The following is a 20,614-nucleotide window of genomic DNA, read 5'->3' as shown; positions in this document are numbered from 1 at the left end:
AAATGAGAAACCCTCGGGCAGAAATGTCCGGGGGTTTTTCTTTTGGTCATCTTTTTAGTATATGATTCAGCTACGGACATAAGGTCCAACTAATTGATTATGGGGAATGACATGCACGTGAAATATTTAGCAGGGATCGTTGGTGCCGCGCTACTGATGGCGGGTTGTAGCTCCAGCAACGAACTGAGTTCAGCCGGACAAAGCGTACGCTTTGTCGAAGACAAGCCTGGCGCAGAGTGCCAACTGATTGGCACTGCAACCGGTAAGCAAAGCAACTGGCTTTCTGGCCAGCACGGCGAAGAGGGTGGTTCTATGCGTGGCGCAGCAAACGATCTGCGTAACCAGGCTGCTGCAATGGGCGGTAACGTGATTTATGGCGTCAGCAGCCCATCACAGGGAATGCTGTCCAGCTTTGTTCCTACCGCCAGCGAGATGATTGGACAGGTTTATAAGTGCCCTAACTGATTACACTTCATCCTTCAACCAGCCTCTTTGTTGGCTGCGCTGTGAAACCCCAGTCACATAGTTATCTATGCTCCTGGGGATTTTCTTCGCTTGCCGCCGCGATGCAGATTGAATGATTTTTTGTAATAAAGTGGCCTGGACAGGCTCATGCAATCGTAGGCCTGATAAGCGTAGCGCCATCAGGCATTCTGAGTCTTATGCGCAGACTGAATGCGTAAATGGTGCAGCGCGCGCAGGCACTGATCCTGATTGAGCTTTTGCGCCTTATCACCCGTTAACGTCCTGACAAACACCTGACACGGTACACCGGCAAGTTTTTTCAGCCGTGGGCTGAAATCGATCAGACGGCGAGTAATGGCTTCGGCCTCTTTGCTGCCGGAAGCGGCGCGTGTTTTTACTACTGAACCACAGAACTGGGTTTTTCCTTTATCATCCGTATAGCGGTAAATAATCGCCAGATAATGATTAAACAGGTTATGTTTCCATTCGGGTTGTGTATAAGAATCGTATTCCAGATTATCGTTTTGCTGGCAATCAACATCGTACAGCGGCAGGAAATCCAGCAGTGATGTGATTCGTAACGCTAATTCCTGCATGCCAGCGTTATTTATTGCATGAATAACAGCATGAGCCAATACCCGAATCTGAAGTTCATTAATCAGTAATTCACACGTTTGCCCATCATGCAGTGTCAGTGAAAATGTTAAGTTTTCCCCTTTGTCATCCACTAACATCAGCGAATTAATACGGCGATTAATATCCGCATTTTTTAACTCATTCTCTTGAATTAAGGGGATATTTTCGTGCATCTTTTTGCCGGCTTTCTCGCATTCCTTCTCATATTGCGCACGCTCGTCTTCGCTAAGCTGATGTTTAGCAGAGAGCCTGCTTTCCAGGGCGATAAGCAGGTCTCTTAGCCCAAGCGGAGAAAGGAAAAATAACGACTCTTTATTTCTGGGTTCTTTTATCTTTAATGCCAAAGCAATAAATTCATTCTTTTGGCGAATAACTCCGGTATTAATGCCCTTAATACTTATAGCCATAACAGGTTCTCCCTAACCATATATTTATTAATGTTCTGGATTTGATTTTATTGATACAACTTGCGAATGAATAATCGCACAGCGCTAATTAAAATAGCACAAATTAAAAGCATGGCTCCACCTGTGTGGATTTAAATAATAAGTAATCGTGTTGAGTGTCCGAAATCGGACACTCAATAAAGGCTATTGTTGGCGTAGCTGCAGATCCAATGGCGTTTTACTTGGCTCTCCGCCAATTTCACGCGCCAGTTTGGGGACCATATAGCCGGAAACCAGCGTCAGCAGTTCGCGCATAATTTGACGCGCTTCATCGTCGCTGACCATAAAGTGGGAGGCGCCCTGCACTTTGTCCAGTACGTGCAGGTAATAGGGCATCACACCCGCATCAAACAACGTGTTGCTAAGGTGAGCCAGCGTTTGCGCGTTATCGTTCACGCCACGCAGCAAAACGCTTTGGTTGAGTAGCGTGACGCCGGCGATACGCAGTCTGACCATGGCCTGGCGAAACGTCTCATCGACCTCATTGGCGTGATTAATGTGATTGACCAGCAGAATCTGCAAGGAGGAGTGCGCAAAGCGCTGGGCCAGTCCTTCTGTAATGCGAGCTGGGATAACAATCGGTAAACGGCTGTGGATACGCAGACGCTTAATATGCGGGATGGCTTCCAGTTGCGTGAGCAACCAGTCCAGTTCGTGGTCCTTGGCCATTAACGGATCGCCACCGGAGAAGATAATCTCATCCAGCTCAGGATGCGCGCTAATGTAGTCCAGGGCGACCTGCCAGTTGCGCTTATTGCCCTGGTTTTCGGCGTACGGGAAGTGGCGGCGGAAGCAATAGCGACAATTAACCGCGCAACCGCCTTTAACCAACAGCAGCGCACGGTTGCGATATTTATGCAGCAAACCGGGAACCACGCTGTGCTGTTCTTCCAGCGGATCGGTCGAGTAGCCGGGGGCGGAAACAAACTCTTCCTGGGAGGTAAGTACCTGACGCAAAAGCGGATCGTCAGGGTTGCCTTTTTCCATGCGCGCAATAAACGCACGCGGCACGCGCAGGGCGAAAAGCCGTCTCGCGTCGCGTCCGGCCAACAGTTTTTCATCTGCGTCTATATTCAAAAGATGCAGAAGTTCATCGGGATCGGTCACAACATCGGCAAGTTGCGATAACCAATCTTCTCTGGATGGGGTATTTAGGGTTACAATATGCGCCATTTTGTGGCTTAGCTACCAGTTAACAATTTTCAGAGGGCCTTATGGCAACGTACTATAGCAACGATTTTCGTGCTGGTCTTAAAATCATGTTGGACGGCGAACCTTATGCGGTTGAAGCCAGCGAATTCGTTAAACCAGGTAAAGGCCAGGCGTTTGCGCGCGTTAAGCTGCGCCGCCTGCTGACCGGTACTCGCGTAGAGAAAACCTTCAAGTCTACCGACTCCGCTGAAGGCGCAGACGTAGCCGACATGAACCTGACCTTCCTGTATAGCGACGGTGAGTTCTGGCACTTCATGAATAACACCACTTTCGAACAGCTGGCTGCAGACGAGAAAGCGGTAGGCGATAACGCTAAATGGCTGCTGGACCAGGCTGAATGCATCGTGACCCTGTGGAACGGTCAGCCGATCTCCGTGACTCCGCCGAACTTCGTTGAGCTGGAAGTCGTTGAAACCGACCCAGGTCTGAAAGGCGATACCGCTGGTACTGGCGGCAAACCGGCAACCCTGTCTACCGGCGCAGTCGTTAAAGTTCCGCTGTTCGTACAGATCGGCGAAGTGATCAAAGTGGATACTCGCTCCGGCGAATACGTTTCTCGCGTAAAATAAGATATCCATTTGATCTTATGGCGCAGGTTGCTGCGCCATACTTTTTCCAGGGCAGGAATGATGAAACGTCTTCTCGGTCTTGTAATGCTCATCCTATTTACCAGCACCCTGCTGACGGGTTGTAATACCGCGCGTGGTTTCGGTGAAGACATCAAACATCTTGGCAATTCAATCTCTCACGCCGCCAGCTAATCCTCTCTCATAATCTTAAAAACGCTTGTTTATCCATCACACTTGCAGATCTTGTCTATTATTAATTAGCTATACATAAACAATATTGGCTAGAAAAGGAAGACGTTATGGTTAAGAAGACAATTGCTGCGATCTTTTCTGTGTTGGTTCTTTCTTCAGTGTTGACTGCGTGCAATACAACGAAAGGTGTTGGGCAGGATATCTCTGAAGGCGGTAGCGCAATCTCTGGTGCAGCGACAAAAGCTCAGCAATAATCATGAACGGTACGACGCCTGTCGTACCGTTAATTCCCCTTCCCGGGTAGCGAGAGAAACGGTGAGAAGCGGTTCCCCAGGTGCAGTTTAATGCGGATATTCCGTTTATAGGTGTAGACCGTCTTGCCATGAATGCTCAGTGCGGCGGCGATCGCATTGTTACTGATCCCATCCATCCACATCGATAATACTTTCTCCTCCTGCGGCGTAAGCAGTGGAGTCGCATTTTCGACTATTTCTAATGGCGGGCGAAGCTGTAGCGCCTCCTGAATTGTGTGTGAGAGAGCGTTCAGCGTGGTGTGCTTGGTCAAAACCGAATGGACGACGGATTGAGGGGAAGTCGTAGAAGTGTGCTGTCTTTCTACTGATTGCAATAAAATCAGTGGGATGACGCCGCAGCTCATAAAAAATGGCTTAATTGGCGGACTGGAGTGTGTCTCGCTGATAAAACTGTATAAATCCGCGATCACCAGATGCGGTTTCCACTGCAAAATATGCTCTTTTGCTAACAGGAGATTATTGATCCCTGATACCAGAAATGAGGAGCTGAACCTGCCAGAATGATTAAGCAAGGCCTCAATCCCTGTACGGGTAAAGTGGCACCGGTCAATCACTAAAATTTTAAGCATAACCTTTTCGCATTCAGAAGAGAGGCAATCGACTTCCTGGATTCAGAAAGCCCCTCATCATAGAGAACTCCGATGAGTGCCAAATGCGGGAACTACGCCGCTAATTATGCTTAATTCTTGCTTTTAGTATGCAACGAATAAAAAGGTTGAAATTCATTTTCTCTCGGGCAAAAATGCCATTTCACACATTAGCTTTGCAGGACGACCTGCAAACGCTTCTTTCACCGGGGACGGCCCCATTGTTCTGGAGCCTGATATGTCCTGGATCGTTTTATTAATTGCAGGTCTGCTCGAAGTTGTCTGGGCGATTGGCCTGAAATATACCCACGGTTTTACGCGTTTGACGCCAAGCATTATCACCATTGCGGCGATGATCGTCAGTATCGCCATGCTCTCCTGGGCAATGCGCACGTTGCCTGTAGGAACCGCCTATGCCGTCTGGACCGGTATCGGCGCCGTCGGGGCGGCTATTACAGGAATTTTGCTGCTCGGTGAATCTGCCAGCCCGGCGCGTTTACTTAGCCTCGGGCTGATCGTTGCCGGCATTATTGGTCTGAAGCTGAGCACCCACTAAGCGCCGGGCTGTTTTACCCAAATCAGCTTATTCACTTCAAACCCTTCCCGGGTCGCGACGGCCAGCATTTGCTGTTTCATTTCGTCTGAAATAGTAGGGGTCCGTGAAAGGATCCACAGGTAATCGCGATCCGGTCCGCAAACCAACGCGTGACGATATTCCCGATCGAGGGCAATCACGTTATAGCCGCCATAGAAAGGACCAAAAAACGAGACCTTGAGCGCAGCGCGGTTTGGGTCGCCGGTGAAGTAGGCTTTACCCTCTGTTTTCTGCCACATTCCCCTGTCCGGGTTATAGCCCTTGTTAATCACGTTGATACCGCCGTCGTCGCGCAGGCTATAGGTGGCGGTCACTTTTTCCAGTCCACGTTCGAATCGATGGTCGAAACGCGCTATTTCATACCAGGTGCCCAGATAACGTTTGGCATCAAAGTTATTGACTACGGTAACGCCTTTCGGCGGTGTAGGGGAGCTGCAAGCAACAACCAGGAATGCAGCCGTAACTGCAGCAACGACGGGCAGAATGCGCATAAGATTTTCCTTGCTGGATTTTTGTTAAGTGTAGATGACAGCAGGAAAAAAAGAGAAAGAAAGGAAGCCCGATATCCTGGGCCTCCTTATTCGTTACTGCAGTTTTTCAAGAATGCGCCAGGCGGCCTCGACGCGAGCAGGGTTTGGATAGCTCTTGTTTGCCAGCATCACAATGCCAAGGTTTTTTTCTGGAACGAAAGCAACGTAGCTGCCGAATCCGCCAGTGGAGCCCGTTTTATGCACCCATGATGCTTTCACAGCAGGCGCGGGCGGGTTTACCTCAACGGCGGGAAGCGCTGCCAGCGCCACTTTGCTGTCGCTACCGTTAATTATTGAGTCGGCTTTCACCGGCCAGTTCAGCATCTCCCAGCCCAGGCCCTGGTACATATCGCCAATACGCCAGTAACGTGACTGCGCAAGCTTGATTCCCTGCTGGAGCGTTTTCTCCTGAACCTGGCTGGCATCCATGTTGGCCTGGACCCAGCGGGTCATATCGACAACGCTTGATTTTACCCCATAGGCTTCGGCATCAAGTTGGCCAGGGGATACATGCACAGGCTTTCCTTCGCGATAGCCCCATGCATAATCTTTTTGTTCGCTCTGTGGAACCGTAATCCATGTATGCGCCAGTTTTAAGGGCTGCAGGACGCGGGTGGTCATCGCCTCTTCGTAGCTCATGCCCGAAGGTTTCACCGCCAGTGCGCCAAACAGACCAATGCTGGAGTTAGCGTAAAGACGTTTAGCGCCCGGGGCCCATTGTGGCTGCCAGTTTTGATAAAAACGCAGTAAGGCGGCTTTATCCGTGACGTCGTCAGGAACCTGAAGCGGCAGGCCGCCTGCCGTGTAGGTCGCTAAGTGCAGCAGGCTGATACCCTGCCACTGCTTACCCGTCAGCTCAGGCCAGTATTGCGTGACCGGATCGCTGAGCTTGATTTCGCCGCGAGCGATAGCATCGCCGCCCAGCACGCCGTTGAACGTTTTACTGACCGAGCCGAGTTCAAACAGCGTTTGCTGAGTGACTGGACGGTTATTGGCGATATCAGCTTTACCCCAGGTAAAGTAATAAGGTTTTCCCTGGTAGATAATCGCAACGGCCATACCCGGAATAGCCTGCTCCTGCATCAGCGGTGTGATGGTGCGGTTAACGATATCGGCAATTTGTTGTTCTGTTTTTGCGGCGGCAAAGGTGGAAAAAGAGGCTGTCAGCAGCAGCGCGCAGCATATCGATTTTTTCATCATGAAATTATTTCCGTCATTAAAAGCGTAAGGGTGTCCGGGCCCGTCAGACGCAATCAGTGTGTTTGATTTGCATCGTGTTGACAAACGGTTAAATTTAGCAGCAGGTATAAGTTTTTCTAACAGGCCAGATAATGACGCGTAGCTATATCCCCCTAAACTCGCTGCGGGCTTTTGAAGCAGCGGCCAGACATCTTAGTTTTACCCGCGCTGCGATTGAGCTCAATGTGACGCATTCTGCCATCAGCCAGCATGTAAAAGCGCTGGAGCAACAGCTGAATTGTCAGCTTTTTGTGCGTGGCTCTCGAGGGTTAATGCTGACGACTGAAGGAGAGAGTCTGTTACCTGTACTTAATGACTCTTTCGATCGTATGGCCGGGATGCTGGATCGTTTTGCCACAAAACAGACTCAGGAAAAACTTAAAATTGGCGTAGTGGGGACTTTTGCGGTCGGCTGTCTTTTCCCGCTGCTGAGCGATTTTAAGCGCAACTGCCCGCATATTGATTTACATATTTCCACCCACAATAATCGTGTGGATCCCGCCGCCGAAGGGCTGGATTATACCATTCGCTACGGAGGGGGAGCCTGGCATGATACCGACGCGCAATATTTGTGTAGCGCGCCGATGTCTCCGCTGTGTTCGCCAACGTTGGCCTCGCAGATTAAAGCGCCAGCGGATATCCTGAAATTTCCGTTATTGCGATCGTATCGACGTGATGAATGGACGCTTTGGATGCAGGCCGCCGGAGAAGCGCCTCCGTCACCGACGCACAACGTGGTGGTGTTTGACTCGTCCGTCACCATGCTGGAAGCCGCGCAGGCGGGGATCGGTGTGGCAATTGCACCGGTCAGAATGTTCAGGCACTTGCTTGGCAGTGAACGTATCGTTCAGCCGTTTTTAACGCAGATTGATCTGGGGAGCTACTGGATGACGCGTTTGCAATCTCGTCCGGAGACACTCGCGATGCGTGAATTTTCTCGTTGGTTGACCGGGGTGCTGCACCAATAAAAAGGCCCGCCAATGGCGGGCCTGATAATTACGCATGCGATTAGATGGTCAGAATACCAATAGCCGTTACAACGGTCAGGATAGCTGCCAGTCCGTAGAATACCCATTTGCCAGCAGGCACGTGGATTTTCAGGTCATGCATCGCGTGGTGCATACGGTGTAAACCGCACCACAGCGGCAGAACGATCATCAGGAACAGAAACGCACGTCCGATGAAGCTCTGTGCGAATGCCAGTACGCGTTCATAGCTGAAAGCATCAGGAACAAAGCCCAGCGGCAGCATAATGCCTACCAGCAGGATCATCACCGGCGCAATGATAGCGCTCCACATACCGCCTGCACCAAACAGGCCCCAGAATACGGGTTCGTCAGAGCGTTTTGGATTTGGATTAATCATTCCGGACTCCTTACCAGAACAGGGCAACAAACAGTATTACTACTGTCGCAACCACAGTGACTGCCCAGAGACCTTTGATGATCGGCTCTGGCCCCATTTTTTCGTCTTTTACGATGATGTTGGCCGCTTTTGGCGCCAGCTCAAACCAGGTTTTGGTATGCAGCAGCGCTGCAGCCAGGGCGATAATATTAAGGATTACCACCACCGGGTTTTGCAAAAAGGCGACAAAGCCCATCCAGGACTCTGCACCATGCTTGAGTGCAAACAGGCCGATAATCAGTTCAATGCTGAACCAGACTGCCGGAACTGCCGTGCCTTCACGCAGCATGTAAAAACGATAAAATGGCAGCTTTTTCCACCAGGTGGACGTCATTGGCCGCACATAGGCTTTGCGTTTAGTCGTCATCGTGCACTCCTTAGCGTGGTTTCAGGGTAGCGATAAGAAAGTCTTTTGAACTTTCAACTTTACCCTGCTGAATGGCCGCAGCCGGATCGACGTGTTTCGGGCAGACTTCGGAGCAGTAGCCCACGAAAGTACAGGTCCAGACGCCGTTCGGGCTGTTCAACTGAGCCATACGCTCCTTCTTACCGTGGTCGCGGCTATCTTCGTTGTAGCGATGCGCCAGCGTAATCGCAGCCGGTCCAATGAACTCTGGGTTCAGGCCGAACTGCGGGCACGCGGCGTAGCACAGACCACAGTTGATGCAACCGGAGAACTGATGATACTTCGCCATCTGCGCCGGAGTTTGGGTGTTTGGACCCTGATCCGGTGTACGCGGGTTACCGATGATGTACGGTTTGATCGCTTCCAGGCTTTCGATAAAGTGCGTCATGTCGACGACCAGATCGCGCTCAATCGGGAAGTTGCCCAGCGCTTCAACCTTCATGCCGTTGGTGTAATCACGCAGGAAGGTTTTGCACGCCAGTTTCGGTACATTGTTGACCATCATGCCGCAGGAGCCACAGATTGCCATACGGCAGGACCAGCGGTAGCTCAGGTCCGGTGCCAGGTTATCCTTGATGTAGCCCAGCGCATCCAGCAGCGACGTGGTTTCATCATAAGGAACTTCGTAGAAAGCACTGTGCGGCGCGGTATCGGTTTCCGGGTTATAGCGCACCACCTCAACTTTCAGGTTTTTCATCTCAGCCATTCGCCTTCTCCTTCTTATCGGCTGCTTCCGCTTCGCCACCGTAAACACGTTTAGCCGGTGGCAGAGTGGTGATTTTCACGTCGCTGTATTCCAGACGAGTCGTGCCGTCAGCATCGCGGAAGGCGAGGGTGTGTTTGAGGAAGTTCACATCGTCACGCTCGGTGCAGCCTTCATCCAGACGCTGGTGCGCGCCGCGGGATTCTTTACGCGCCAGAGCAGAGTGAGCCATACATTCTGCAACGTTCAGACCGTGACCCAGTTCGATGGTGTACAGCAGGTCGGTGTTGAAGACGCTGGAGGTATCAGTGATACGTACGCGCTTGAAGCGTTCCTGCAGTTCCGCCAGCTTATCAACGGTTTTCTGCATGAGTTCCGGCGTACGGTAGATACCGCAACCTTCTTCCATGGACATGCCCATTTCGTCACGGATCTTAGACCAGTTTTCGTTACCTTCCTGGTTAACCAGATCTTTCAGACGTTTTTCAACGCCAGCAACCTGCGCATCGAGCGCGGCGCTGTTTGCTGCGCCAGCCGTTGCAGCGCGTTCTGCAGCCTGTTCACCGGCCATACGACCGAAGACCACCAGTTCTGCCAGGGAGTTAGAACCCAGACGGTTAGCGCCATGCAGACCAACAGAGGAACATTCGCCGACAGCGAACAGACCTTTAATGCGGGTTTCACAGTGCTGATCGGTTTCGATACCGCCCATGGTGTAGTGCGCGGTCGGACGTACCGGGATCGGTTCTTTAACCGGATCGACACCCACGTAGGCTTTCGCCAGTTCGCAGATGAACGGTAAACGTTCGAGCAGTTTTTTCTCGCCGAGATGACGCAGGTCGAGGTAAACCACATCGCCACGCGGAGTGGAAATGGTGTTGCCTTTGCGCCATTCGTGCCAGAAAGCCTGAGATACTTTGTCGCGCGGACCGAGTTCCATGTATTTGTTTTTCGGCTCGCCCAGCGGAGTTTCCGGACCCATGCCGTAGTCTTGCAGATAACGGTAGCCGTTTTTGTTGACCAGGATACCGCCTTCACCACGGCAGCCTTCCGTCATCAGGATACCGGAGCCTGGCAGACCCGTCGGGTGATACTGAACGAATTCCATATCACGCAGCGGAACGCCGTGGCTCAGCGCCATGCCCATACCGTCGCCGGTTACGATGCCGCCGTTGGTGTTGTAACGGTAAACACGACCTGCGCCGCCCGTTGCCATCACGACTGCGTTAGCACGGATTTGCATCAGCGTGCCTTCCATCATGTTCATGGCAACCAGGCCGCGAGCATGACCATCGTCAACCAGGATATCCAGAACGAAGTGTTCGTCAAAACGCTGAATCTGCGGGAACTGCAAAGATGTCTGGAACAGCGTATGCAACATATGGAAGCCGGTTTTATCCGCGGCAAACCAGGTGCGCTCGATTTTCATACCGCCGAAGCGACGTACGTTGACGCTACCGTCTTCACGACGGCTCCATGGGCAGCCCCATTGTTCCAGTTGCGTCATTTCAGTTGGGCAGTGGTGGACAAAGTAATCCACGACATCCTGCTCACACAGCCAGTCTCCGCCTGCTACCGTATCGTGAAAATGGTAGTCAAAGCTGTCATGATCCTGCGCGACAGCAGCAGAGCCGCCTTCGGCAGCAACGGTATGGCTGCGCATTGGGTACACTTTTGAGATCAGTGCGATTTTAGCGTTGGGATTTGCTTGTGCGGCAGCAATTGCAGCACGTAATCCCGCGCCACCGGCGCCTATAATGGCAAGATCGGCTTGAAAGGTTTGCACGACATTCCTCCAGATTGTTGTTATTTCATTCCTGCCTGAAATCAGATGCTTCATCGGCTTCAAACAGGTTATGAACGCGTTTCCACTGCTCCTTTATAGGTACAATAGTATAGTCTTAGGGATGTGCGGGAAATTTGACGTGTTCGATTTTTTTAGCGTATCTAAGGGGGGAATTATCATTGAATTTGATTAATTTAATTACTAAACCACCCCCTGTCGCTTTTTTTATCCTATTGCCAGCGCTGATTACTGCTGCGCGAAATTTGTCTCGTTAACGCGATACGAGTAGACTTCGTGCCCTTGTCTTAAATCGGAGAAACAAACATGAGCGAAACGGCAACCTGGCAGCCGAGCGCGTCCATCCCCAATCTGTTAAAACGTGCTGCAATTATAGCGGAGATTCGCCGCTTTTTTGCCGATCGTGGCGTGCTTGAGGTTGAGACCCCTTGTATGAGTCAGGCAACGGTAACGGACATTCATCTGTTCCCGTTCGAAACGCGTTTCGTCGGCCCTGGACATTCCCAGGGAATGAATCTCTATTTAATGACCAGCCCGGAATACCATATGAAGCGCTTGCTGGTGGCAGGGTGCGGCCCGGTGTATCAACTGTGCCGCAGCTTCCGTAATGAAGAGATGGGGCGCCATCATAACCCTGAATTCACCATGCTTGAGTGGTATCGTCCGCACTACGATATGTATCGGCTGATGAATGAGGTGGACGATTTGCTCCAGCAGGTGCTGGACTGTTCGCCTGCGGAAAGCCTCTCTTACCAGCAAGCCTTCCAGCGTCATCTGGAGATAGACCCGCTGTCTGCGGATAAAACCCAACTGCGGGAAGTGGCGGCGAAGCTGGATCTCAGTAATATCGCAGATACCGAAGAAGACCGGGACACCTTGCTGCAGCTGCTGTTTACGATGGGCGTTGAGCCGCATATTGGTAAAGACAAACCGACGTTTGTGTATCATTTCCCGGCCAGCCAGGCATCACTGGCACAAATCAGCACCGAAGATCATCGCGTGGCTGAACGTTTCGAGGTTTACTACAAAGGTATTGAGCTGGCGAATGGTTTCCATGAACTGACCGACGCGCGCGAACAGCAGCAACGGTTTGAACAGGATAACCGCAAACGTGCCGCTCGTGGCTTGCCGCAGCAGCCTATTGATACCAATCTGCTTGAAGCGTTAAAAGTGGGCATGCCGGATTGCTCTGGCGTGGCGCTTGGCGTTGACCGTCTGGTGATGCTGGCGCTGGACGCAGAGAGCCTGGCTGAGGTTATCGCATTCACCGTCGATCGCGCATAACTTACGCTTCTGTAATACAAAGTGGCGGTAAAATAGCCACTTTGTAGCATATTTTTTCATTTCCCCTCTAATAGCCACAATTTACTCCTGGATATTTGGTATCGTTCAGGTATCAATTCTGTGTTGATTTTTCTATCGCTGAACTCTGTAAAGAGATCAGTGCCAATCGGTGAGCGGCGTTTGTAAAACGCTTGCCAGAGTAAGGGATGGTTTGATGACCCAAACAATAAAAAAGATGAGCCTGATTGGTCTCATCCTCATGATATTTACGTCTGTTTTCGGTTTTGCTAATAGCCCCTCCGCGTTCTATTTAATGGGGTATAGCGCGATTCCGTGGTATATATTTTCTGCATTATTATTCTTTATCCCATTTGCTTTAATGATGGCGGAAATGGGATCGGCCTATCGCAAAGAAGAGGGCGGAATCTATTCGTGGATGAATAATAGCGTTGGGCCACGCTATGCATTTATCGGCACGTTTATGTGGTTTTCTTCCTATGTGATATGGATGGTAAGTACCGCGGCGAAAGTCTGGGTACCTTTTTCAACCTTTTTATTTGGCGCAGACATGACGCAACACTGGCGTATCGCGGGGCTTGAGCCTACGCAGGTCGTGGGGCTGCTTGCCGTCGGCTGGATGATTCTGGTGACCTGCGTGGCATCCCGGGGAATTAATAAGATTGCTCGTATTACGGCTGTAGGCGGAATTGCCGTAATGTGTCTTAATTTAGTTCTGTTGTTAGTTAGTGTCGCCATTTTGTTATTAACTGGTGGCCACTTTGCACAGGATATTAATTTTATCTCTTCGCCTAACCCAGGATATCAGTCCGGGCTGGCAATGTTGTCATTTGTTGTGTTTGCCATTTTTGCTTACGGCGGAATAGAAGCCGTGGGTGGATTAGTTGATAAAACAGAAAAGCCAGAAAAGAACTTTGCGAAAGGAATTGTCTTTGCCGCTATTGTCATTTCTGTCGGTTATTCACTGGCTATATTTTTATGGGGCGTTAGCACCAACTGGCAGCAGGTATTAAGCAATAGCTCGGTTAACCTCGGGAATATTACCTATATCCTGATGAAAAGCCTCGGGATGACGTTAGGTAACGCGCTGCATCTTTCCCCTGAAACTGCGATGGCGATGGGCGTGTGGTTCGCGCGTATCACCGGGCTTTCTATGTTCCTCGCCTATACCGGCGCTTTTTTCACGCTCAGCTACTCGCCGTTGAAAGCGATTATTCAGGGAACGCCAAAGGCGCTGTGGCCCGCGCCGATGACCAAACTGAATGCGGTGGGGATGCCGACGACGGCAATGTGGTTGCAGTGCCTGCTGGTGAGCCTGTTTATCCTGCTGGTTTCGTTTGGCGGCGATACGGCTTCAGCGTTCTATAACAAACTGACCCTGATGGCGAACGTCTCGATGACGCTGCCGTATCTGTTCCTCGCGCTGGCGTTTCCGTTCTTTAAAGCCCGTGTGGGTTTGGAAAGACCGTTTGTGGTCTTTAAAACCCGGGCAGCGACGTTACTGGCAACCGGCGTGGTCGTACTGGTGGTGACGTTTGCCAATGTGTTCACCATCATCCAGCCGGTGATTGAAGCTGGGGACTGGAACAGCGCATTGTGGATGACCGGCGGCCCGATCTTCTTCTCGCTGCTGGCGATGGCGATTTATCAGAACTACTGCCGCCGCACGGCCAACAATCCTGAGTGGGCGGTGGAATAAACGACCTGCCTAATCCGGCCGACAAAGAGGCATCTTCGTAGGCCGGATAAGCCCCAACGGGTCGCCATCTGGCATTTCTTGCCAGGATCATGCGCTACAAACTTCCCGCCGGGCGACTGCCTCTGCCCGCAGAACTTAACGTTCTCCCTGTTTGCTTACCGCCGAGGCTCTCCAGACGCATCTGGAACGGTGGGAACGGCATATCAATACCGTGCTCGCGGAAGCCAGCCAGAATCAGTTGGTGGATCTCGTGGCGCAGCGGCATGCGATGCCCCATTTCAGCGGCATAAATACGCAGTTCGAAGATTTGAATCCCTTGCTGCAGGTCAACCAGGAAGACTTCTGGCGCCGGGTTATCGATAACCAGCGAGCAACGGTGTGCGGCAGTCAGCAAGATCTGCGTAACCTCCTCGCTGTTAGCCTCCGATGGCGCCGGGATGGTTAATACCACACGGGTGACCGAATCGGACAGCGACCAGTTGATGAACTGCTCGGTGATAAAGGCCTTATTGGGCACGATGATCTCTTTGCGGTCCCAGTCGCTGATGGTAGTGGCGCGGGTATTAATTTTCGTCACGCTACCGGTAAGATCGCGAATCGTCACCGTGTCGCCAATGCGGATTGGTTTTTCAAACAGGATAATCAGGCCGGAAATAAAGTTGGCGAAGATCTCCTGCAAACCAAAGCCCAGACCAACACCGAGAGCCGCCACCAGCCATTGCAGTTTGGACCATTCAATACCGATCATCGAGAAGCCAACCAGACCGCCAATCAGCATCAGCAGATACTTTGTGATGGTGGTGATGGCGTAACCGGTGCCGGGGGTTAAATCCAGATGTTGCAGAAGCGCCAGCTCCAGCAGTGCGGGCAGGTTGCGCACTAGCTGGGTGGTGATAATAAATACCAGTATTGCGATGAGCACCGCACCCAGCGTTATCGGCTCCAGGCTTTCCACACCCTGCACCGTGGAGGTGACATCCCACAACGAAATGTTTTCCAGAAAGCCGAAAGCGGAATGAATTTCTGACCACAGCACAATGACCGAGAGCAGGGCGATAAGCATCAGGATAGAGCGCACCAGGCGCAGCGATTGCGCGCTGATCGCATCCAAATCCACTTCGCTTTCATCGACATCAATCGCGCCTTCAAGGCTGGTGGAATGCGGTGGTTCTTCCTCACCCCGCGCGCGCTGCGCCAGCATTTCGGCGCGTCGATGCTTAGCGCGGTCAAACGCCAGGCGGCGGCGCTGAATGAGCATCCAGCGGCGGATGACGTGATACACCACCAGTAATAAGAACCAAATCGCCACGGACGTTTCCAGACGCGCCAGCAAGGCTTGTGACGTGGCGAGATAACCCACTGCTGCGGCGAGAATAGCAATCAGCGGCGCGCCCATCAGCATATTCCACAGCATGCTATTGACCATGTTATCGCTGTTGCCCTCTTTATCGAGGTATAGCGGTATCCCGGCGCGTTTCAGGCTCAGGGTCACGACCGCTAACGCACCGCAAATCAGAATAAAGCACAGACGTCCCAATGAGGCGGAGAATTCCCGGTCATTGAGGTTATCAAACATAATCACCGCCATGATCAACGGGACAATCAGCCCGATGCTCATCAGGTAGTAGTGCATGGCTTTCGCGACGCGGTTTCGCGGCCAGCCGAAATGGGCAATGAACAAACCGTTGGGGCGCGCAAAGGTGGCGCAAATCATTACCGCCCACAGCATGGGCACCGTAGCGGTTACGCCATCGCCGATAGCAACAGCCAACGGATAAGGCCAGGCTTCCTGCAGTCCGTAACCGAGCGTTGCCCACAGTACCGGCAAGGGCGAGGCGACGAGTATCGACCAGAACACTGTGCGTATTGTCAGCCAGAAATGGTCCTGGGTGACTTTCCCGACCCGCGCTGATGAGCGCTCCAGAAAACGGGTAAAGTGTTTGCGAGAGTAGAGGCTAAATCCAACCAGCACCAGCGCACCGAATAGAGGTAGCAGCGTTTCCTTGCTGGTCAGCATCATGATGCTGGCTTTACCTAACTGATTAAACGTATCTAATGAGATCAGACGCCGTAGATCCTGAACGATGTCGACAGGCCAGGAGAGCGAGATAGGGCTAACGTCTGACGTCCAGAACAGATAGCGGTGCGTTGCTTCATTGACCTCTTTTAGCGCATCTTCCAGTTGGCTGTTGGAGACTTTGAGCTTGGTCAGCTCAAGGATCAACGTATCGCCGCCCTGTAACAAAGAGTTCAGCAGTTCACGCTGGGTGCGTAGCTGGGCGTTGAGAATGCTGCTCTGTTCAGCGGTCAGCGGTTGTCCATCGGCCTGATGAATCTGACGCAGTTGCGGCTGTTTGTTGAGGAGATCCTCATAGCGCATGCGGTGTACGCGAAGCTGCGCCATTTCGGTATCCAACTGCTGAGGCTTAGGCATTTCCGGTAAACGGGATACCTGCGCTCGCAGCGCTTCACCCAGCATATTTGAGACCCCAAGCCACTGAGACTGCTCTCGCAGCGTATTCAAGGCCTGGCGGACCTGCAGCGTTTGGCTGGCAGCCTGACGCTGCTGAGAGGCGACCAGGTCCATACGTTGCGCCTGCTGATTCAAGGCCTGAGACAGCTCGCGGTTAACCTTGAACTGATCGACAATACCTTCCGGCAGTCCCGCGCTGTTTTCCGCCAGCAGTTCGGTGCTTTCCAGCGCTCGCTCTGCTTCACGCTGACGCTGACTGTTAAGTTGGTTGCGTAATGCCTGCAGGTAAGCGTCGAGTTGTTGACTCTGTTTTTCTGCCAGTTCGGAACGCATACGCGCCAGTTCCTGGCGGTTATTGGCGGAAAGCTGCGCCAGCTCCAGCTCATCGACCTGGGCTTTGAGTTTGGCGGATTCAGCCTGCATCGCCTGATTTTGCGCGGAGTTACCGTTGGCGGTACCAATGCGTCGCTCAAGCTCATTTAGCTGGCGGCGGGCATCGGTTTGCTGTTGAGGAAGTTGGCTTAATGAGTCGGCGATTTCCCGGGCGCGGTCCTGCTCCTGTTGGGCCTGACGACTTTTTTCCAACAGTTGGCTGCTGACCTGCAGGATCTCCTGGTTTAACGCATCGGTAGTGAGTCCGGTTGGCACATTGCGCGGTTCATCGCGCAGGTTGCTAAGCTGCGCGCGTAATGTTGCGGACAGCTTGGGGAAGTTATCAATAACCTGCTGATATTGCTGGGCACGCTCAAGAGAGCCTTTACGCTCCTCAAGGGCATTCAGCGCGGACTGGAGCGCCTCGACGGTTTCTGGCTGAGCGGGTTTTGCCGCCTTTGCCTGCTCCAGTTCCTGGGTGAGTTGTTTGGCATCGGGGGCCGTCGCAGCGTACGCCCCCAGGCTGAGGCACCAGGCCATCAGAAACGTGATAATCAGGCGCACAGCAGCGATTCCTATGTTTAACTTTCGTCTTTTTTGTCGTCAACCAGCGGGCTGGCGTCGTGTTCTGCTTCGATCTCTTCTTTCGCCAGCGGGGCCGGTTCTGCCTCTGGCGTCACGAAAGTCTCGGTTGAGATGGCCATTGGCTGACCGATTTTCGTTACTGAAAGGTCCTGCAACTGCTCAACCAGATTAACTTTGCCAGGTGCGAACAGGTTGATGACGGTTGAACCGAGCTTAAAGCGGCCCATTTCCTGACCTTTCAACAGTGCCACCGACCCTTCGCTTTCGCCTTCCGGCCAGGTCCAGCGTTTGATGACGCCTTCACGCGGTGGGGTAATGGTGCCAGCCCATGCGGTTTCAATACTGCCGACGATGGTCGCACCGACCAGAATCTGCACCATCGGGCCAAATTCGGTATCAAACAGGCAGATTACGCGTTCGTTGCGTGCAAACAGGTTCGGAACGTTTTGCGCAGTCAGGATGTTTACAGAGAAGAGATCGCCTGGCACGTACATCATTTCACGCAGGATACCGTTACACGGCATATGTACACGGTGGTAATCGCGTGGAGACAAGTAAGTGGTTACAAACGTACCGTTGCGGAATTTGTCCGCCATCTGGTAGTTGCCAGCCAGCAGGGCTTCAAGGGTATAGCTGTGCCCTTTAGCCTGCAGAAGCTTGTCTTCTTCGATGTTGCCTAACTGGTTAATCACGCCGTCAGCGGGCATGACCAGTACGTTTGGATCGGTGTTAATCGGGCGAACGTCGTCGCGCAGCGGGCGAACAAAGAAGTCGTTAAAGGTGCGATAGCTGGCGGTGTCCGGCTTTTGCGCCTCTTTCATATCGACCTTGTAGTATTTCACGAACAGATCGATAACCAGTTTAGTCAGCCATCCCGCTCGTTTGCTCGCACCCCAACCCGCCAGGCGAGTGAGCCATAGTTTCGGCAGAATGTATTGTAGCGAAAGCTTAAATGAGTTTAACAAGGTAGCCTCCAGGCCATAATTTGTTCCCGATCCGGCATACGGGCCGGATCCTGAAAAAAGGGGGACGATTCTAGCGATGCTTAGCTTAGTTGTCAGTTGTCTGTATCAGAAAAGTTTTTACGCGTTTTTACCTGCGCCATGCTTTCCAGGATGCGGTGATAATTTTCAAACCGGGTTTCGGCAATGGTCCCTTTTTCTACCGCCTCACGGATAGCGCAGCCTGGATCGGTATCATGCTTGCAGTCGCGGTATTTGCAATGGCCCAGGTAGTCATGGAATTCGACAAAGCCATGCGTGATTTGTTCCGGTTCCAGATGCCACAGCCCGAACTCACGTACGCCAGGGGAGTCGATAACGTCGCCGCCGTGCGGGAAGTGATACAGGCGAGAGGCCGTGGTGGTGTGCTGTCCAAGGCCGGAGTTGTCGGAGACATCGTTGGTCAGGATCTCTTCCTGCAGGCCGAGAAGATTATTGAGCAGGCTCGATTTACCCACGCCCGACTGACCAGCAAAAATGCTGATACGATCGGTTAATGCTTCTTCAAGCGGCTTCAGGCCGTCTTTAGTGCGGCTTGATACCATCAACACGCGATAGCCAATGTTGCGATAGATATCCATCTGTTCGTTAACGAAAGCCATGCCTTCGTCATCCAGCAGATCGATTTTATTCAGTACGATAATCGGTTCGACGTGTAGCGTTTCGCAGGCTACCAGATACCGGTCGATAATATTGAGTGACAGCTCGGGTAAGATGGCTGAGACAATAACGATCTGGTTGATGTTGGCGGCGATGGGTTTTACCCCGTCGTAAAAGTCGGGGCGTGTCAGAACCGAGGTACGTTCGTGTACTGCCTCAACGATGCCTTTGACATTCACGCCTTCTGCTGCCGCTTTACCCGGGCGCCAGACGACGCGATCGCCGGTAACCAGCGAGCGAATTGTTCTGCGGATGTTGCAGCGGTGAATCTCACCGTCAGCAGATTCTACGTCGGCATGCATGCCAAAACGGCTGATAACGATGCCTTCAGCGGTTTCGCCAAACAGGTTGTCGTCGTAGTCTGGCTTCTCCGCGGACGTTTTCAGACGACGCTGGTGATTGGCGTTCACACGGCGCTGTTGGCCTTTGGAGAGTTTATTCTTACTCAATCGGACTGGCTCCTGGTCGCCCATGATGGGCAAAACATTTATGATACACACAATTTTAGATCAATGTAGTCACACTGAATGTGACGCTGAAGGGTGGAAAATAGCATGAGTGCCAATGAAAACAACCTGATTTGGATCGATCTGGAAATGACAGGTCTGGATCCCGAGCGCGATCGCATTATTGAGATCGCCACGCTGGTGACCGATGCCAACCTGAATATTCTGGCTGAAGGACCGACAATTGCGGTGCACCAGTCAGACGAACAGTTGGCATTAATGGATGACTGGAACGTACGTACGCATACCGGTAGCGGGCTGGTGGATCGCGTGAAGGCGAGCACCATGGGCGATCGTGAAGCTGAACTGGCCACGCTGGCTTTTTTGAAAGAGTGGGTTCCGGAAGGGAAATCACCCATCTGTGGCAACAGCATCGGTCAGGATCGTCGTTTCCTGTTTAAATACATGCCGGAGCTGGAGGCGTATTTCCATTATCGCTATCTTGACGTTAGTACTCTCAAAGAACTGGCGCGTCGTTGGAAGCCGGAGATCCTGGCTGGCTTCACCAAGCAGGGAACGCATCAGGCGATGGACGACATTCGTGAATCTGTTGCTGAGCTTGCTTACTATCGCGAACATTTTATTAAGCTTTGATTTTGTGGATTGCCGGGTGGCGGCTGCGCCTTACCCGGCCTACGAAAATCGTTCCTGCGAGCTTGCACTAAGTCAGGATTGTCGCTAAATTAAACGACTTGCCGATAAATTCAGCACTTAAACGAAAAAACAAGAAAATCGCTTTTAGGGGGGTTGCAGCTAAACGGATTTCTCGTATAATGCGCCTCCCGTAACGACAGAGAATTACGCGTTACGGCAGCAACAAAAGCAGTACAGATTTGCGGGAATAGCTCAGTTGGTAGAGCACGACCTTGCCAAGGTCGGGGTCGCGAGTTCGAGTCTCGTTTCCCGCTCCAAAA

21 protein-coding genes and 1 tRNA gene are annotated in these 20,614 nt (G+C 52.1%); 10 read left to right on the top strand and 12 right to left on the bottom strand.

From position 1 onward, the window contains the following. The first annotated feature begins 111 nt into the window (after nucleotides 1–111). Nucleotides 112–465, top strand: coding sequence for a DUF4156 domain-containing protein (locus OGW16_RS03830; protein WP_003025468.1), 354 nt, complete (start codon nucleotides 112–114; stop codon nucleotides 463–465). A gap of 179 nt (nucleotides 466–644) precedes the next feature. Here the strand turns inward: OGW16_RS03830 and yjeJ are convergent, their stop codons facing one another. Together yjeJ and epmB are read right to left on the bottom strand one after the other, a co-directional pair. Beyond that, entirely contained in the window at nucleotides 645–1,508 is an 864-nt protein-coding gene (gene yjeJ / locus OGW16_RS03825; protein WP_286517925.1) for a YjeJ family protein, read from the bottom strand. 183 nt (nucleotides 1,509–1,691) lie between these two features. Next, nucleotides 1,692–2,720, bottom strand: coding sequence for an EF-P beta-lysylation protein EpmB (gene epmB / locus OGW16_RS03820; RefSeq protein ID WP_286517923.1), 1,029 nt, complete (start codon nucleotides 2,718–2,720; stop codon nucleotides 1,692–1,694). A 41-nt stretch (nucleotides 2,721–2,761) separates the two neighbouring features. Here epmB and efp point away from each other — a divergent pair, with 41 nt between their 5' ends. From efp to ecnB, 3 genes are all read left to right on the top strand, one after another. Further along, the gene (gene efp, locus OGW16_RS03815; protein WP_003025478.1) at nucleotides 2,762–3,328 is read left to right on the top strand and encodes an elongation factor P; all 567 of its coding nucleotides are present in this window, start codon (nucleotides 2,762–2,764) and stop codon (nucleotides 3,326–3,328) included. Between the two features lie 57 nt (nucleotides 3,329–3,385). Further along, a complete protein-coding gene (gene ecnA, locus OGW16_RS03810) occupies nucleotides 3,386–3,520 on the top strand; it encodes a lipoprotein antitoxin entericidin A (RefSeq protein WP_043018154.1) in 135 nt (44 codons plus the stop codon). Nucleotides 3,521–3,627: 107 nt separating this feature from the next. Then, nucleotides 3,628–3,774, top strand: coding sequence for a lipoprotein toxin entericidin B (gene ecnB, locus OGW16_RS03805; RefSeq protein WP_016151395.1), 147 nt, complete (start codon nucleotides 3,628–3,630; stop codon nucleotides 3,772–3,774). Nucleotides 3,775–3,803: 29 nt separating this feature from the next. Here ecnB and OGW16_RS03800 read toward each other — a convergent pair whose 3' ends face one another. After that, nucleotides 3,804–4,403, bottom strand: a complete 600-nt coding sequence (locus OGW16_RS03800) for a helix-turn-helix transcriptional regulator (protein WP_047406762.1) — start codon at nucleotides 4,401–4,403, stop codon at nucleotides 3,804–3,806. A 256-nt stretch (nucleotides 4,404–4,659) separates the two neighbouring features. On the opposite strand from OGW16_RS03800, the gene sugE reads away from it, so the two are divergent. Next, on the top strand, nucleotides 4,660–4,977 hold the full coding sequence (sugE, locus tag OGW16_RS03795; protein WP_000118520.1) for a quaternary ammonium compound efflux SMR transporter SugE: 318 nt from the start codon (nucleotides 4,660–4,662) through the stop codon (nucleotides 4,975–4,977). Here the strand turns inward: sugE and OGW16_RS03790 are convergent. Continuing rightward, nucleotides 4,974–5,507 carry a lipocalin family protein gene (locus OGW16_RS03790; protein ID WP_043018157.1) on the bottom strand — a complete coding sequence of 178 codons (534 nt, stop codon included), beginning with the start codon at nucleotides 5,505–5,507 and terminating at the stop codon, nucleotides 4,974–4,976. The two genes, sugE and OGW16_RS03790, sit on opposite strands and share 4 nt — an antisense overlap. Before the next feature lie 93 nt (nucleotides 5,508–5,600). Continuing rightward, complete coding sequence (blaCMY, locus tag OGW16_RS03785; protein ID WP_286517921.1) at nucleotides 5,601–6,746, bottom strand: CMY-2 family class C beta-lactamase; 1,146 nt, start codon at nucleotides 6,744–6,746, stop codon at nucleotides 5,601–5,603. Between the two features lie 131 nt (nucleotides 6,747–6,877). Here blaCMY and ampR point away from each other — a divergent pair, with 131 nt between their 5' ends. After that, nucleotides 6,878–7,753, top strand: a complete 876-nt coding sequence (gene ampR, locus OGW16_RS03780) for a LysR family transcriptional regulator AmpR (protein WP_075145321.1) — start codon at nucleotides 6,878–6,880, stop codon at nucleotides 7,751–7,753. A 40-nt stretch (nucleotides 7,754–7,793) separates the two neighbouring features. Here the strand turns inward: ampR and frdD are convergent, their stop codons facing one another. From frdD to frdA, 4 genes are read right to left on the bottom strand one after another with little or no spacing between them, the layout of a single operon-like run. Then, nucleotides 7,794–8,150, bottom strand: a complete 357-nt coding sequence (gene frdD / locus OGW16_RS03775; RefSeq protein ID WP_003025535.1) for a fumarate reductase subunit FrdD — start codon at nucleotides 8,148–8,150, stop codon at nucleotides 7,794–7,796. Between the two features lie 10 nt (nucleotides 8,151–8,160). Then, nucleotides 8,161–8,556 carry a fumarate reductase subunit FrdC gene (frdC, locus tag OGW16_RS03770; protein ID WP_003025537.1) on the bottom strand — a complete coding sequence of 132 codons (396 nt, stop codon included), beginning with the start codon at nucleotides 8,554–8,556 and terminating at the stop codon, nucleotides 8,161–8,163. Nucleotides 8,557–8,566: 10 nt separating this feature from the next. Next, a complete protein-coding gene (gene frdB, locus OGW16_RS03765; protein WP_003025540.1) occupies nucleotides 8,567–9,301 on the bottom strand; it encodes a fumarate reductase iron-sulfur protein in 735 nt (244 codons plus the stop codon). After that, nucleotides 9,294–11,084: a fumarate reductase (quinol) flavoprotein subunit gene (gene frdA, locus OGW16_RS03760; protein ID WP_043018160.1), complete on the bottom strand. Its 1,791-nt coding sequence runs from the start codon at nucleotides 11,082–11,084 to the stop codon at nucleotides 9,294–9,296. The genes frdB and frdA overlap by 8 nt, the downstream gene beginning before the upstream one ends. A gap of 324 nt (nucleotides 11,085–11,408) precedes the next feature. Here frdA and epmA point away from each other — a divergent pair, with 324 nt between their 5' ends. Then, nucleotides 11,409–12,386 (top strand): elongation factor P--(R)-beta-lysine ligase, encoded by a 978-nt coding sequence (gene epmA, locus OGW16_RS03755; protein WP_043018161.1) that lies wholly within the window; start codon nucleotides 11,409–11,411, stop codon nucleotides 12,384–12,386. 214 nt (nucleotides 12,387–12,600) lie between these two features. Then, a complete protein-coding gene (yjeM, locus tag OGW16_RS03750; protein ID WP_286517919.1) occupies nucleotides 12,601–14,103 on the top strand; it encodes a glutamate/gamma-aminobutyrate family transporter YjeM in 1,503 nt (500 codons plus the stop codon). A 94-nt stretch (nucleotides 14,104–14,197) separates the two neighbouring features. Here yjeM and mscM read toward each other — a convergent pair whose 3' ends face one another. The 3 genes from mscM to rsgA all read right to left on the bottom strand — a co-directional run bounded on the left by mscM (nucleotide 14,198) and on the right by rsgA (nucleotide 19,643). Continuing rightward, a complete protein-coding gene (gene mscM, locus OGW16_RS03745) occupies nucleotides 14,198–17,512 on the bottom strand; it encodes a miniconductance mechanosensitive channel MscM (protein WP_047406746.1) in 3,315 nt (1,104 codons plus the stop codon). 17 nt (nucleotides 17,513–17,529) lie between these two features. After that, entirely contained in the window at nucleotides 17,530–18,498 is a 969-nt protein-coding gene (asd, locus tag OGW16_RS03740; RefSeq protein ID WP_016155504.1) for an archaetidylserine decarboxylase, read from the bottom strand. A gap of 92 nt (nucleotides 18,499–18,590) precedes the next feature. Then, on the bottom strand, nucleotides 18,591–19,643 hold the full coding sequence (gene rsgA / locus OGW16_RS03735) for a small ribosomal subunit biogenesis GTPase RsgA (RefSeq protein WP_170928034.1): 1,053 nt from the start codon (nucleotides 19,641–19,643) through the stop codon (nucleotides 18,591–18,593). 105 nt (nucleotides 19,644–19,748) lie between these two features. Here rsgA and orn point away from each other — a divergent pair, with 105 nt between their 5' ends. After that, nucleotides 19,749–20,294 carry an oligoribonuclease gene (gene orn / locus OGW16_RS03730; RefSeq protein WP_016151407.1) on the top strand — a complete coding sequence of 182 codons (546 nt, stop codon included), beginning with the start codon at nucleotides 19,749–19,751 and terminating at the stop codon, nucleotides 20,292–20,294. Nucleotides 20,295–20,535: 241 nt separating this feature from the next. Beyond that, nucleotides 20,536–20,611, top strand: a tRNA-Gly gene (locus tag OGW16_RS03725). The last annotated feature ends 3 nt before the right edge of the window (nucleotides 20,612–20,614 follow it).

Source organism: Citrobacter sp. Ce104 (assembly GCF_030334595.1).
Lineage (GTDB): Bacteria > Pseudomonadota > Gammaproteobacteria > Enterobacterales > Enterobacteriaceae > Citrobacter > Citrobacter europaeus.
Note: the sequence above shows the minus strand (reverse complement) of the source record. Positions and strands in the feature narration are given on the sequence as shown.